The following is a 14,995-nucleotide window of genomic DNA, read 5'->3' on the forward strand; positions in this document are numbered from 1 at the left end:
TGCGTTCTGCGCGAAGCAAGACATTGTTCAAAGCACAAGCCTTGAGTTATGTGCGCTGTGGCGTGTTTTTCGGCTCGGGGAAAGTTCAATCGCAAGTGCGAGCAGGTGATGGGGTAGCGAAAAAAAGGGCGTTTTTTGGTGACGGTTTTTTGTCACTCTCTCTCTTTTTGAAAGGCTCTCTGTAACGGGGTTGAAGCGCGGGTTGGCGGCTGATTTGAATCAGTTTTGTGCCACTTCCGGCCCCCCCCGATCCACTGCACTTGTGCACGTAACCGAGGTGCCGACTACTGGGGTCGGACAGGGAGATAAGCGCATGGCCAAGTTAATCGGTGTTGTCAGCAAGGTGGTTGGGGAAGTCTTTGCCGTGGCAGGAGATGGCAGTCGCCGAAGCCTGATCGAAGGCGACCGACTGTTTGCCGGCGAGCAACTGCAGACCGGTGCGGCCGGTGCAGTCGCGGTGCAACTGACCAACGGCCAGGAGCTGACCCTGGGGCGCGACAGCAGCCTGGGCCTTTCCCCGCAATTGCTGGCTGGCCAGGCGCCGCGGATTCACGCCTCGGAAGACCTTGCACCGAGCCAGGCACAGTTGACCGATGTGCAGCAACTGCAAAAAGCCATCGCCGCCGGTGACGATCCGACCCAGACCGCTGAAGCCACGGCCGCCGGCCAAACCGGCAGCACGGCGGCAGGTGAGCTGGGCGGTGGGCACTCCTTTGTGTTGTTGACCGAAGTCGCCGGGCGGGTGGAGCCGGTCATCGGCTTTCCCACGGCAGGGTTTGGCGGGATTCCTGAGTTTCCGTTGTTCCAGGTCGCCGGCCAGCCCGATACCGGCAACGACCAGCCCGTGGTGGTGCCTCCCGACAACCCAGTGAGCCTGGGTGGGCTGGAGGTCGAGGGCGGCGAGTTGACGCTCAACGAGGCCAATCTTGCACAAGGCTCGGCCAGCAATCCGGCGGCGCTGGTGCAGACCGGCACCTTCAACGTCTCGGCGCCCGATGGCCTGCAAAGCCTGACCGTGGGCGGCATCAGCGTGGTCAGCGGCGGGGTGGCCAGCAGCTTCCCGCAAACTATCACCACCGGGCTGGGCAACACCCTGAGCATCACCGGCTACAACGCAGCCACCGGGGTGATCAGCTACAGCTACACCTTGACCGGCAATGAGGCCCATCCGTCGGGCAACGGCAGCAACAGCCTGGGTGAGCAATTCGCGGTGGTCGCCACCGATAGCGATAACGACAGCGCCACCGGCTCGCTGGATATCACCCTCATCGACGACGTGCCCAAGGCGCTGGATGACAGCCATGAGGGTCGCGCTTCGGAAAGCCTGCTGACCCTCAGCGGCAACGTCCTGGATAACGACACCCAAGGTGCCGACCGCGTCGCCAGCGGCCCGATCACCGGCGGCACGTTCAGCGGTCAATACGGCACCCTGGTGCTGGCGGCTGACGGCAGCTACACCTACACGCTGAACACTGCCGACCCTGATTTTGTCGCGCTGCAGGGCGGCGGCAATGGCAGCGAAACCTTCACCTACACCCTGACCGACGCCGACGGCGACAGCAGCACCGCCAACCTGGTGCTGCAAGTGCACAACAATGATGACCCGGTGGTGATTGGCGGCATCAGCGTAAATGGCGCCGACCTGACCCTCTATGAAAAAAACCTGGTGGACGGCAGCAGCCCCGACGCTGGCGCGCTGACCCGCGCCGGCAGCCTGACCGTATCGGCCGTGGACGGCTTGCAGAACCTGTCGGTGGGCGGTATCAGCGTGGTGTCCGGCGGTGTCGCCGCCGGCTTCCCGCAATCCATCGCCACCGGCCTGGGCAATACCCTGACCATCACCGGGTTTGACCCGGCCACCGGGGTGATCAGCTACAGCTATACCCTGACGGGCACCGAGGCGCATCCGTCGGCGGGCGGGTTGAATGACCTGACCGAGAGCTTCAGCGTTATCGCCAACGACACCAACAACAGCACCGCCACCGGCACTCTGCACGTGAGTGTGGTGGACGATGTACCGACCGCTGCCGATGACGGCAATGCGCAAGTGGCCTCCGAAAGCCTGCTGACCCTGAGCGGCACGGTGTTGACCAATGACGCGCAAGGCGCCGATCGGGTCGTGTCCGGGCCGATTACGCCGGGCTCCTTCACGGGGCTTTACGGCACGTTGGAGTTGGCGGCGAATGGCACGTATGTGTACACGCTGAATACCGCCGATAGCGATTTTCTGGCATTGAATGGCGGCGGTAATGGGACTGAAACCTTTACCTATACCCTGACGGATGCCGATGGCGACACCAGCACCGCCAACCTTGTGTTGCAGGTGCATAACAATGACGACCCGGTGGTGTTGACGGGCCTGAACGTCAATGGTGGCGAAGTCACCGTCTATGAGAAGAACCTGCCGTTGGGTAGCGCTAACGATGGGCCTGCGCTGACTCAATCCGGCACCTTCACGGTGACCGCCTTGGACGGCCTGAAAAACCTGACTGTGGGCGGGATTAGCGTCGTCACCAACGGCGTTGCCGCTACTTTTCCGCAATCGGAACCCACCGGCTTCGGCAACACCCTGACCATCACCGGTTACAACGCCAGCACCGGGGTGATCAGCTATAGCTACACCCTCAACGGCACCGATAGCCACCCAACCGGCGCTGGTACTAACAGCATCAGTGAGTCGTTCGCGGTGGTCGCCACCGACAGTAACAACAGCAGTGCCAATGGTTCGCTGGACGTCAATGTGGTCGACGATGTGCCTACTGCAGTTGATGACGCCAATGTACAAGTGGCCTCGGAAAGTCTGCTGACTTTGAGCGGCAGTGTTTTGGGTAATGACGTACAAGGTGCTGACCGCATAGCGACCGGGCCGGTTACGCCAACTACCATCGTGGGTACCTACGGCACTCTGCAGCTGTTCGCGGATGGCAGCTACACCTACACCCTCGACAAGACTGACCCGCAGTTCATGGCCCTGAATGGCGGCGGCAGTGGCACTGAAACCTTCACCTATCAGCTTAACGATCTCGACGGTGATACCAGCACCGCCAACCTGGTGTTGCAGGTGCATAACAACGACGACCCAGTGGTGTTGACCGGCCTGAACGTCAATGGTGGCGAAGTCACCGTCTACGAGAAAAACCTGCCGTTGGGTAGCGCTAACGATGGGCCTGCGCTGACTCAATCCGGCACCTTCACGGTGACCGCCTTGGACGGCCTGAAAGACCTGACTGTGGGCGGTATCAGCGTCGTCACCAACGGCGTCGCCGCGACCTTCCCACAATCGGAACCCACTGGCTTCGGAAACACCCTGACCATCACCGGTTACAACGCCAGCACGGGTGTGATCAGTTACAGCTACACCCTCAACGGCACCGATAGCCACCCAGCCGGCGCTGGTACTAACAGCATCAGTGAGTCGTTCGCGGTGGTTGCCACTGACACCAACAACAGCAGCGACAATGGTTCGCTGGACGTCAATGTGGTCGACGATGTGCCTACTGCAGTTGATGACGCCAATGCACAAGTGGCCTCGGAAAGTCTGCTGACCTTGAGCGGCAGTGTTTTGGGTAATGACGTACAAGGTGCTGACCGCATTGCCACCGGCCCGGTTACGCCCAACACCATCGTCGGCACCTACGGCACTCTGCAGCTGTTCGCGGATGGCAGCTACACCTACACCCTGGACAAGACCGACCCGCAATTTGTCGCCCTGAATGGCGGTGGCAGCGGTACTGAAACCTTCACCTATCAGCTTAATGATCTCGACGGCGATACCAGCACCGCTAACCTAGTGTTGCAGGTGCATAACAACGATGACCCTGTGGTGTTGACGGGGCTTGAGGTGAATGGCGGGGAAGTTACGGTCTACGAGAAAAACCTGCCGTTGGGTAGCGCTAACGATGGGTCTGCTCTGACCCAATCCGGCACCTTCACGGTGACGGCATTGGATGGCCTGAAAAACTTGACTGTGGGCGGCATCAGCGTCGTCACCAACGGCGTCGCCGCGACCTTCCCACAATCGGAACCCACCGGCTTCGGTAACACCCTGACCATCACTGGCTACAACGCCAGCACCGGGGTGGTCAGCTACCGCTACACCCTCAACGGCACCGATAGCCACCCAACCGGCGCGGGTGCCAATAGCATTAGCGAGTCGTTCACGGTGGTTGCCACTGACACCAACAACAGCAGCGACAATGGTTCATTGGACGTCAATGTGGTCGACGACGTGCCAAAAGCCGTCGACGACAATCCCGCAGGTATCGCCTCCGAGAGCCTGCTGACCCTGAGCGGTAGCGTGCTGGGCAACGACGTACAAGGCGCCGACCGCATCGCCACCGGCCCGGTTACGCCCAACACTATCGTCGGTACCTACGGCACATTGCAGCTGTTCGCGGATGGCAGCTACACCTACACCCTGGACAAAACTGACCCGCAATTTATCGCCCTGAATGGCGGCGGCAACGGCACCGAAACCTTCACCTATCAGCTTAATGATCTCGACGGCGACACCAGCACCGCCAACCTGGTGCTACAGGTGCATAACAACAACGACCCGGTCGTGCTCACCGGCCTGGACGTCACTGGCGGCGAGTTGACCGTCTATGAGAAAAACCTGGTCGATGGTTCCAGCCCGAACATCCCGTTGTTGACCCAGACCGGTACCTTCACGGTGACCGCCTTGGACGGCCTGAAAAACCTGACTGTGGGCGGCATCAGCGTCGTCACCAACGGCGTCGCCGCGACCTTCCCACAATCGGAACCTACCGGCTTCGGCAACACCCTGACCATCACTGGCTACAACGCCAGCACCGGGGTGGTCAGCTACCGCTACACCTTGCTCGACAATGAAGCGCACCCCAATGCCAGCGGCGATAACAGTCTGTCGGAGCAGATCACGGTCACGGCCAGCGATAACGACACCAATACTGCGACGGGTACGATCGACATCAACATCATTGATGACCTGCCCACTGCCAACCCCGACGTGCGTTCGGTGATAGAAGGCGGTGTGGTCAGCGCCAATGTGTTGGGCAATGATGTCGGCGGCGCCGATAGCCCCACATTGGCTGGCGCGGTAGTCGGGGTGCGGGCGGGCAGCAACATCGGCACCCCGGCCTCTGGCGGCCTGGGCGCTAACATCAACGGCACCTATGGTTACCTGACTCTGGATGCCAACGGCAACGCCGTGTACCACAGCAACCCCAACGCGGTGAGCCCTCCGGGGGCGGTGGACACCTTCGTCTATACCGTGCGGGATGCCGACGGTGACCTAAGCACCACCACCCTGACGATTACAGTGACCGACAGCGGCCTCAAGGCGGTGGTTGACGGCGATGTCACGGTCTACGAGAAAGCCCTGGACCTGAACCTCGACGGCCAGGACCTGGCGCCTGGCACCGTGGTCGGCAGCGACCCGACGGCCACCACGGAAACCGCCAGCGGCAACCTCGCAGACTCGGTAACCGGCGGCAGTGGTCCGCTGAGTTTCAGCCTGGTCGGCAGCGCTACCGGCACTTATGGGCAGATCCTGCTCAACCCCAACGGCACCTACACCTACACCCTGACCTCGGCACCCAAGACCCTGCCCAACAGCAACGACGGGCCGAATGTATTGACCGAGACCTTCACTTATAAGGCCACCGACCCGTTGGGCAACACCACCACCAGCAGCATCGTGGTGAGCATTGTCGATGATGTGCCCAAAGTGGTGTCCAGCGCGCGTGAAGTCACGGCGACGGAGGTGGACTCCAACCTGCTGCTGATCATTGATATTTCCGGCAGCATGAACGACGCCTCGGGGGCCGGCGGCACGCGGCTTGACCTGGCCAAGGCGTCCATCACCGAGTTGCTTAACCGCTACGATGAGATGGGCGATGTGAAGGTGCAGATCGTGACCTTCAACGACAGCTCCCAGCAATTGAGCAGCCAATGGGTCAGCGTCGCCACGGCCAAGACCCTGGTCAACAACCTTACGGCGTTCAACGGCACCAACTACGACTCGGCACTCGGCACCGCGCAGACCGCCTATGGCACTGCCGGCAAGCTGGAAGGTGCGCAGAACGTGGCGTATTTCTTTTCGGACGGTAACCCCACCACGTCCAACACCAATAATCCGAACAACCCCGGCAACGTGGTCAACCCGGAATACGGCGACGGGATCGACGCTACTGAAGAGGGCGTATGGCGAGCCTTCCTCGACGCCAACGGCATCAAGGCCTATGCCATAGGCCTGGGGGCGGGGGTCAACAGTATTTACCTGGACCCGGTGGCCTACGACGGCAGCACCCACACCAACACCAACGCGGTGGTGGTGGCCAACCTGGCGGGCCTGGATGCGGTGCTGGCCGGCACGGTACAGGGCGCGCCGGTCACCGGCAGCCTGCTGACGGACGGCTCGTTCGGCGCTGACGGTGGCTTCGTCAAAGCCCTCACGGTGGATGGCATCACCTACACCTACAACCCGGCGGCGGGGGGCTCGATGAGTGCCAACCTGCCAGGCGGCCACGGTACGTTCGACACCGTCAGCAACAGTGTCACCATCACCACCAACCAGGGCGGCACGCTGGTGGTGGACATGGACAACGGCGAGTTCCGCTACACGCCGCCGAAGCTGACCGACTCGCTGGTCACCGAAACCTTTGGCGTGACCGTCAGCGACAACGACGGCGATCTCGCGACATCCAGCCTGGTAGTCAAGGTCAACCCGAACGTGGCGCCGGTGGCGGGTGATGACCATGTGATCACCAATATCCTGTCGAGCAATATTGTGGTGCCTGCCGAGTTGCTGCTGGCCAATGACAGCGATGCCAACCATGACAACCTGACGGCTATCCCCACCAGTTTTCCAACCGGCTGGGTGGCCAAAGGCGCGGCCTTTACCGGGACGGGGACCAGAACGCTCACCGGTACAACTGTGGGGGATGTACGTACCTCGTTTGCCGGTGATGCGGTGAACCTCACTGCAGCACTTTTGATCACCGGCAGTCTCGGCAATGTCGGTGGCGCTACGGCCGACGATCGCTTAACGGTCACGCTCAAGGCGGGTGAGACCCTCAGCCTGGATCACAACCGGCCGGTCGGTAACATCGTCATGGCCTATTCGATCAACGGTGGCAGCGAGCTCCCTCTTGCGGATGGCACGACGCTGACTGCGTTAGCGGACGGTAGCTATCAGATTCACATTACCAACACCTCCAATCCAACAGGCGGCAACCCCAATGGCACAGAAAGCTACCAGTTGGACATGAAGATCAACTACGCCGGCGCCCAGGACTACACACCGCAGTACCACAGCAACTACTCGGTCAGCGATAACCACGGCGGCAGCGACAGCGCCGCGGTAGACATCAGCTACCAGGCCGGTACGACCCTCACCGGTACCAACGGTGATGACATCATCATGGCCGGGCCCGGCAACAACATCCTCAATGGCGGCGATGGCAACGACGTGCTCACCGCCGGCACCGGCAACAACCAGATGCACGGCGGCAATGGCAATGACCTGCTGTTCAGCGGCACCGGCAATGACCTGCTCGATGGCGGGGCGGGCCTCGACACCGTCAGCTATGCCCATGCCACGGCAGGCGTGACCGTCAACCTTGGCCTGGCGACGGGGCAAATCACTGGCGGCGCCGGAACCGATACATTGATGGCCCTGGAGAACCTGGTGGGCTCCAACTTCAATGACTTCCTCACGGGCAACGGCAACAACAACCTGATCTCCGGCGGGCTGGGCAATGACACCCTCAAGGGCGAGGGGGGCGATGACATCCTGATCGGCGGCCTGGGTAACAACACCCTGACCGGTGGCCCTGGCGCCGATACCTTCCAGTACCTGACCGGCGGTAGCGGGCACGATGTCATCACCGACTTTGCGGTGGGCACCGACAAGCTCGACCTGTCGCAATTGCTGCAAGGCGAGAATGCGACGACGGCGTCCCTGGATGACTACCTGCACTTCAAGGTGGTGGGCGGTACGACCACCATCGACATCAGCGCCGTTGCAGGTGCCACGCCGAACCAGACCATCGACCTGGCCGGGGTCAACCTGGCGACCCAATACGGCGTCACGCCGGGCGCGGGCGGGTTGATTGCGGGCGGGGCGGATACGGCGACGATCATCAATGGGATGTTGAATGACCATTCGTTGAAGGTGGATACCGTGTAATCCTCTGTGGCGAGGGAGCTTGCTCCCGTTGGACTGCGTAGCAGTCCCATTCACGGCCGCTTCGCGCCCCGACGGGAGCAAGCTCCCTCGCCACGTCTCTCGCCACAGACAGGTACTGGCCTGTGGCTTTAGCTCATTGAGTTATAAGCACCATACTTTGCGTGATATGGCCCGCCAGCGTTTGCCGGTATGATAGGCGCCCCCGCAGTCTGGATTGCGAATACGCCATGACCCTGCAATACCCAACCATCGCCGATTGCGTCGGCAACACACCTTTGGTCCGCTTGCAGCGCATGGCGGGTAACACCAGCAATACCTTGCTGCTCAAGCTCGAGGGGAATAACCCGGCGGGCTCGGTCAAGGACCGTCCGGCGCTGTCGATGATCGCCCGTGCCGAGCAGCGCGGGCAGATCAAGCCCGGCGACACCCTGATCGAAGCCACCTCCGGTAATACCGGGATTGCCCTGGCCATGGCCGCAGCGATCAAGGGCTACAAAATGATCCTGATCATGCCCGACAACGGCAGCGCCGAGCGCAAGGCCGCGATGACCGCCTATGGCGCCGAGCTGGTCCTGGTGACCCAGGAAGAGGGCATGGAAGGCGCGCGTGATCTCGCCGAGCGCATGGCCGCCGAAGGCCGTGGCCAGGTGTTGGACCAGTTCGCCAACGGTGACAACCCCGAGGCGCACTACACCAGCACCGGCCCGGAGATCTGGCGCCAGACCCAGGGCACCATCACCCATTTCGTCAGCTCCATGGGCACCACCGGCACCATCATGGGCAACTCGCGCTACCTCAAGGAGCAGAACCCGGCGATCCAGATCGTTGGCCTGCAACCGATGGAAGGCGCGGCGATCCCGGGGATCCGCCGTTGGCCCGAAGAGTACCTGCCCAAGATCTACAACGCCGCCCGCGTCGATCGCATCATCGACATGGCCCAGCGTGAAGCCGAAGACACCACCCGTCGCCTGGCCCGTGAAGAAGGCATCTTCTGCGGCGTGTCCTCCGGCGGTGCGGTGGCAGGGATGTTGCGTTTGTCTGCAGAACTGGAAAACGCGGTGATCGTCGCGATCATCTGTGACCGAGGCGACCGCTACCTGTCGACCGGCATTTTCGACGCGCCCAACTGATGGCCAAGCAAGAGCGAGGCCTGCGCTTCCAGCCCACGGGTGGCAGCCGGGCGCCCCAAGTACCGGTCGGCAAAAAGCAGCGCCTGACCATTGAGCGCCTGGCCAATGATGGCCGGGGAATCGTGTTTTTCGAAGGCCGCACCTGGTTTGTGGTGGGTGCCCTGGCCGGCGAGGAAGTCGAGGCCCGGGTGCTGGGCGCCCACGGCAAAGTGGTCGAGGCCCGCACCGAGCGGGTGTTCAAGGCCAGCGAACTGCGCCGCCCGGCGCCGTGCGTCCATGCCGGTCGTTGCGGCGGTTGCAGCCTGCAACATTTGCCCCATGGCGAACAGCTTGCCCTGAAACAGCGCATGCTCGCCGAGCAATTGTCCCGTGTCGCCGGGGTCGAGCCCCAGGAATGGGCCGCGCCGTTGAGCGGGCCCGAGTTCGGCTATCGCCGCCGCGCCCGGGTCGCGGTGCGCTGGGACGCCAAGGCCAAGCGCCTGGACGTGGGTTTTCGCGCCGTGGCCAGCCAGGACATCGTGGCCATCGACGATTGCCCGGTGCTGGTACAGGCCTTGCAACCGATCATGCAGCGTCTGCCCAATATGTTGCGGCGCCTGAGCAAACCTCAGGCCCTGGGGCATGTCGAGTTGTTCAGCGGCTCGTCGATTGCCGTGTTGCTGCGGCATATGGCGCCGTTGTCCGACGCTGACCTGCTGGTGCTGCAGGAATTTTGCGCGTTCCATGACGCCCAGTTGTGGCTGCATGGAGAGGGCGAGCCGCAGCCGTTCGCGGCCGGGCAGGCCCTGGGCTATCGTCTGGAGCAGTGGGACCTGGAGCTGGCGTACCGGCCGGGGGATTTTGTCCAGGTCAACGCCGGGGTCAATGAAGCGATGGTGGCCCAGGCGCTGGACTGGCTGGCACCGCGCTCCGACGAACGGGTACTGGACCTGTTTTGTGGCCTGGGCAACTTTGCCTTGCCCCTGGCCCGCCAGGTGCGTGAAGTGGTGGCGGTAGAGGGCGTGCAGGCCATGGTGGACCGCGCGGCCCTCAACGCAGGCAGCAATAATTTGCATAATGTGCAGTTTTTTCAGGCCGATTTGTCCCAGCCTTTGAGTGACGCGCAATGGGTCAAAGCAGGCTTTTGTGCGGTACTCTTGGACCCACCCCGCGATGGTGCCCTGGAGGTTGTGCGCAAGCTCGCCACTCTGGGGGCTGATCGCCTGGTGTATGTGTCCTGCAATCCAGCCACGCTGGCGCGGGACACTGTCGAGTTGGTCAAGCAAGGCTACCGGCTAAAACGTGCCGGGATCCTCGATATGTTTCCGCAAACCGCGCATGTCGAGGCGATGGCGTTATTTGAAGCGAGCTAGGATGCTCGCTTAGTCCGACTGGCCTGCGTTCTCCTGGGCCTGTGACCTGCCAGGGAGTTCGCGTTACAAGGGTCAGCGATTTTGACGCGCTACAGGCGCGTCGTAGGGAAGGTAAGCAAGATGGTACAGGTGAGAGCACACCAGCCGATCAACACCGACGGCAGTATCAATCTCGAGGCATGGCTGGATCATGCCGTCAGTGTCGATCCGGCACTGGACCGTGAAGCCTTGAAAACCGCCTGCGAGTTCGCTCGCGAGGCCGAACAGCAAGACAATGCGGCCAAGAATCTGTGGGCCGAAGGAACCTCCAGTTTCCGTACCGGGCTTGAAATCGCCGAGATCCTCGCCGACCTCAAGCTGGATCAGGACTCGCTGATCGCCGCGGTGCTCTATCGCGGCGTGCGCGAGGGGCATATTGCGTTGCCCTTGGTCAGCCAGCGTTTCGGCGCGGTGGTGGCCAAGCTGATCGACGGCGTGCTGCGCATGGCTGCGATCAGCGCCAGCCTCAGCCCGCGCCAGTCGATGGTGCTGGGCACCCAGGGCCAGGTGGAAAACCTGCGCAAGATGCTGGTGGCGATGGTCGACGACGTACGCGTGGCGCTGATCAAGCTGGCCGAACGTACCTGCGCGATCCGTGCGGTGAAAACCGCCGATGACGAAAAGCGCAACCGTGTCGCCCGCGAGGTCTTCGATATCTACGCGCCCCTGGCCCACCGCCTGGGGATCGGCCATATCAAGTGGGAGCTGGAGGACCTGTCCTTCCGCTACCTCGAACCCGATCAATACAAACAGATCGCCACCCTGCTGCATGAGCGGCGGCTGGACCGTGAGCGCTTTATCAGCGATGTGATGGGCCAGTTGCGCTCGGAGTTGCAGGCGACCGGCGTCGAAGCCGATATCAGCGGGCGCGCCAAACACATCTATTCGATCTGGCGCAAAATGCAGCGCAAGGGCCTGGCCTTCAGCCAGATCTACGACGTGCGCGCCGTACGCGTGCTGGTGCCGGAAATGCGCGATTGCTACACCGCGCTGGGCATCGTCCACACCCTGTGGCGGCATATTCCCAAGGAGTTCGACGACTACATCGCCAACCCCAAGGAAAACGGCTACCGCTCGCTGCACACGGCGGTGATCGGCCCCGAGGGCAAGGTGCTGGAAGTGCAGATCCGCACCCATGCCATGCACGAAGAAGCCGAGCTGGGGGTTTGCGCGCACTGGCGTTACAAGGGTACCGACGTCAAGGCGGGCTCCAACCAGTACGAAGAGAAAATCTCCTGGCTGCGCCAAGTGCTGGAGTGGCACGAAGAACTCGGCGATATCGGCGGCCTGGCCGAACAGTTGCGTGTGGATATCGAGCCAGACCGGGTCTATATCTTCACCCCCGACGGCCACGCCATCGACCTGCCCAAGGGCGCGACACCGCTGGACTTCGCCTACCGGGTGCACACCGAGATCGGCCACAACTGCCGTGGCGCCAAGATCAACGGGCGTATCGTGCCGCTCAACTACAGCCTGCAGACCGGTGAACAGGTCGAGATCATCACCAGCAAGCACGGCACCCCGAGCCGCGACTGGCTGAACCCGAACCTGGGCTACATCACCACGTCGCGGGCGCGGGCGAAGATTGTCCACTGGTTCAAGCTGCAGGCGCGGGACCAGAACGTCGCCGCCGGCAAGACCCTGCTCGAGCGCGAGCTGGGGCGCTTGGGCCTGCCTCAGGTGGATTTCGACAAGTTGGCCGAAAAAGCCAACATGAAGATTGCCGAAGACATGTTCGCCGCCCTCGGCGCCGGCGACCTGCGCCTGGCGCAACTGGTCAACCTGGCCCAGCAGTTGGTGGAGCCGGAGCGCGGCAGCGAACAACTGGAGCTGATTCCCCGCAAGGCCACCGGCTACAAGCCGGGCAAGCGCGGCGATATCCAGATCCAGGGCGTGGGCAACCTGATGACCCAGATGGCCGGCTGCTGCCAGCCGTTGCCGGGCGACGCGATCGTCGGCTACATCACCCAGGGCCGTGGGGTGAGCATTCACCGCCAGGATTGTGCCTCGGTGTTGCAACTGGGCGGGCGCGAGCCGGAGCGGATCATCCAGGTCAGCTGGGGCCCGGTGCCGGTGCTCACCTACCCGGTGGACATCATCATCCGCGCCTACGACCGTTCGGGGTTGCTGCGTGACGTCTCGCAAGTGCTGCTCAACGAGCGGATCAACGTACTGGCGGTCAACACCCGCTCGAACAAGGAGGACAACACCGCGTTGATGTCCCTTACCATCGAGATTCCGGGGCTGGACGCGTTGGGGCGGCTGCTGGGGCGTATCTCCCAACTGCCGAACATCATCGAGACCCGGCGTAACCGCACGCCATGAATCGCTGGATGAGTGCGGCCTGAAATGTGGGAGCTGGCTTGTGTGGGAGCTGGCTTGCCTGCGATGCAGGCGCCTCGGTCTACCCGATACCGAGATGCCTGCATCGCGGGCAAGCCCGGCTCCCACATTTGCTCGGTGGTTTTCCCACTTGATCGGATAGAGAACGATGTATTCACTTGAAGACCTGCTACACCTGATGAACCGTCTGCGCGACCCGCAATACGGTTGCCCGTGGGACATCAGGCAAACCTACGCCAGTATCGTGCCTCACACCCTGGAAGAAGCCTACGAAGTCGCCGACGCCATCGAGCGCGGGGATTTTGAGCATCTGCAAGGCGAGCTGGGCGACCTGTTGTTCCAGGTGGTGTATTACAGCCAACTGGCCCGGGAAGAAGGGCGCTTCGAGTTCGCCGGCGTGGTCGACAGCATCACCCGCAAGCTGATTCGCCGGCACCCCCATGTGTTCCCCACCGGCGACCTGTATGCGCCGCTGGATATCCCTCAGTTAAGCGAAGAGCAGGTCAAGGCGCGCTGGGAGCAAATCAAGGCCGAGGAGCGCGCCGAAAAATCCGACGCTCCACAGCAACTGTCCCTGCTCGATGATGTACCCAACGCCTTGCCGTCCCTGTCCCGCGCCGCCAAATTGCAAAAGCGCGCGAGCCAGGTCGGCTTCGACTGGCCAGCGGCGCTGCCGGTGGTGGATAACGTGCGTGAAGAGCTCGATGAAGTGCTCGAAGCCATGGCCGACAATGACCCGGCAGCGATTGCCGATGAAGTCGGTGACCTGCTGTTTGCAGCGGTCAACCTGGCCCGGCACCTCAAGGTGGACCCGGAAACCGCCCTGCGCGGTGCCAATGCCAAATTCGAAAGGCGATTCCGATTTATCGAACAGGCATTGCGCGACACCCACCGTCCCATGGAAGATTGCACCCTCGAAGAGTTGGACGCCCTCTGGGGCGAAGCCAAACGCCAGGAAAAGAATGTGTCCAACTGCGGTTGAGCAGTTGCCTAAGTGAGTAAGCACCATGAGCATTTCCCTTCGCGACCAGTTGCTCAAAGCAGGCCTGGTCAATCAGAAGCAGGCCAAGCAGGTCGGCAAAGACAAGCAGAAGCAGCAGCGCCTGGTTCACAAAGGCCAGGCCCAGGCCGATGACACCCAGCAGCGCCTGGCCCTGGAAGCGCAGGCCGAGAAGGTCAAGCGCGACCAGGAGCTCAACCGCCAGCAGCAGGAAAAGGTCGAGGCCAAGGCCCGTGCCGCGCAGGTCAAGCAATTGATCGAGACCTCGCGCCTGCCCAAGTTGACCACCGAGGACTACTACAACTTCGTGGACGACAAGAAGGTCAAGCGCCTGTCGGTCAACACCTTGATGCGCAACAAGCTGAGCAATGGCTCGTTGGCGATTGTCCATCACGGTGGCGGTTACGAAGTGATTCCACGGGAGGCCGCGCTGAAAATCCAGGAGCGCGCACCTGAGCGTATCGTCCAGATGAACATCCTCACCGAGACCCAGGTGCCGGATGAGGATGATCCGTACGCCGCCTATCAGATCCCTGACGACCTGATGTGGTAAGGCGTTAAAAACAACAAACCCCGCTCAAAAGGCGGGGTTTGTGTTTATAGGCACTGCGGCTGCGTGGGCCGGGTGGCTATGGGAACTCAGCGCTTCAGGCGCTTGATGCCTGGCGTCTCATTTCGAGGGTTTCGAGCTCGTTTTTATAGTTATGGGCGTCGCACTCGTTGTGAAACATACCGACCAGCAGGTCTTGTTGATGCACATCCCAGATATGAATCCCGTGGGCCAGGGCCTCGTGGGACATATAGGCATCGTCGCGTTCCGTTACTTTTACTGTCATCTGCTTGCTCCAGTCTCTGGTTGATCTGCGGCAAGGCGTCGCAGGCCTTTGTTATATATTTTGTTAGCTTGCTAAGTAAACTGACTTTGCACGCAACAATTCATTGCAGCAAACGCAACAATGCT

At 61.9% G+C, this 14,995-nt stretch carries 7 protein-coding genes; 6 read left to right on the forward strand and 1 reads right to left on the reverse strand.

Features of this window, described 5'->3' with window-relative positions; translation table 11 throughout:
- Nucleotides 1-313: 313 nt before the first annotated feature.
- The 6 genes from JFT44_RS13125 to JFT44_RS13150 all read left to right on the forward strand — a co-directional run bounded on the left by JFT44_RS13125 (nt 314) and on the right by JFT44_RS13150 (nt 14,587).
- Nucleotides 314-8,170 (forward strand): retention module-containing protein, encoded by a 7,857-nt coding sequence (locus tag JFT44_RS13125; RefSeq protein ID WP_198830786.1) that lies wholly within the window; start codon nt 314-316, stop codon nt 8,168-8,170.
- 227 nt (nt 8,171-8,397) lie between these two features.
- Nucleotides 8,398-9,300 (forward strand): cysteine synthase CysM, encoded by a 903-nt coding sequence (cysM, locus tag JFT44_RS13130; protein ID WP_057438752.1) that lies wholly within the window; start codon nt 8,398-8,400, stop codon nt 9,298-9,300.
- Complete coding sequence (gene rlmD / locus JFT44_RS13135) at nt 9,300-10,652, forward strand: 23S rRNA (uracil(1939)-C(5))-methyltransferase RlmD (protein WP_198830787.1); 1,353 nt, start codon at nt 9,300-9,302, stop codon at nt 10,650-10,652. The genes cysM and rlmD overlap by 1 nt, the downstream gene beginning before the upstream one ends.
- Before the next feature lie 120 nt (nt 10,653-10,772).
- On the forward strand, nt 10,773-13,016 hold the full coding sequence (relA, locus tag JFT44_RS13140) for a GTP diphosphokinase (RefSeq protein ID WP_099168065.1): 2,244 nt from the start codon (nt 10,773-10,775) through the stop codon (nt 13,014-13,016).
- Between the two features lie 166 nt (nt 13,017-13,182).
- Nucleotides 13,183-14,016, forward strand: coding sequence for a nucleoside triphosphate pyrophosphohydrolase (mazG, locus tag JFT44_RS13145; RefSeq protein ID WP_169989943.1), 834 nt, complete (start codon nt 13,183-13,185; stop codon nt 14,014-14,016).
- A 25-nt stretch (nt 14,017-14,041) separates the two neighbouring features.
- Nucleotides 14,042-14,587 carry a DUF2058 domain-containing protein gene (locus JFT44_RS13150; RefSeq protein ID WP_057958846.1) on the forward strand — a complete coding sequence of 182 codons (546 nt, stop codon included), beginning with the start codon at nt 14,042-14,044 and terminating at the stop codon, nt 14,585-14,587.
- Between the two features lie 94 nt (nt 14,588-14,681).
- Here the strand turns inward: JFT44_RS13150 and JFT44_RS13155 are convergent, their stop codons facing one another.
- The gene (locus tag JFT44_RS13155; protein WP_198830788.1) at nt 14,682-14,870 is read right to left on the reverse strand and encodes a hypothetical protein; all 189 of its coding nucleotides are present in this window, start codon (nt 14,868-14,870) and stop codon (nt 14,682-14,684) included.
- Nucleotides 14,871-14,995: the final 125 nt, after the last annotated feature.

The organism is Pseudomonas sp. MF5691, assembly GCF_016405645.1.
GTDB classification, from domain to species: Bacteria; Pseudomonadota; Gammaproteobacteria; order Pseudomonadales; family Pseudomonadaceae; genus Aquipseudomonas; species Aquipseudomonas shahriarae.

Bases quoted from the DNA above. Each gene is read 5' to 3' on its own strand.
- JFT44_RS13150 (WP_057958846.1), top strand. From the start codon at position 14,042: ATGAGCATTTCCCTTCGCGACCAGTTGCTCAAAGCAGGCCTGGTCAAT.
- JFT44_RS13125 (WP_198830786.1), top strand. From the start codon at position 314: ATGGCCAAGTTAATCGGTGTTGTCAGCAAGGTGGTTGGGGAAGTCTTT.
- relA (WP_099168065.1), top strand. From the start codon at position 10,773: ATGGTACAGGTGAGAGCACACCAGCCGATCAACACCGACGGCAGTATC.
- cysM (WP_057438752.1), top strand. From the start codon at position 8,398: ATGACCCTGCAATACCCAACCATCGCCGATTGCGTCGGCAACACACCT.
- mazG (WP_169989943.1), top strand. From the start codon at position 13,183: ATGTATTCACTTGAAGACCTGCTACACCTGATGAACCGTCTGCGCGAC.
- JFT44_RS13155 (WP_198830788.1), bottom strand. From the start codon at position 14,870: ATGACAGTAAAAGTAACGGAACGCGACGATGCCTATATGTCCCACGAG.
- rlmD (WP_198830787.1), top strand. From the start codon at position 9,300: ATGGCCAAGCAAGAGCGAGGCCTGCGCTTCCAGCCCACGGGTGGCAGC.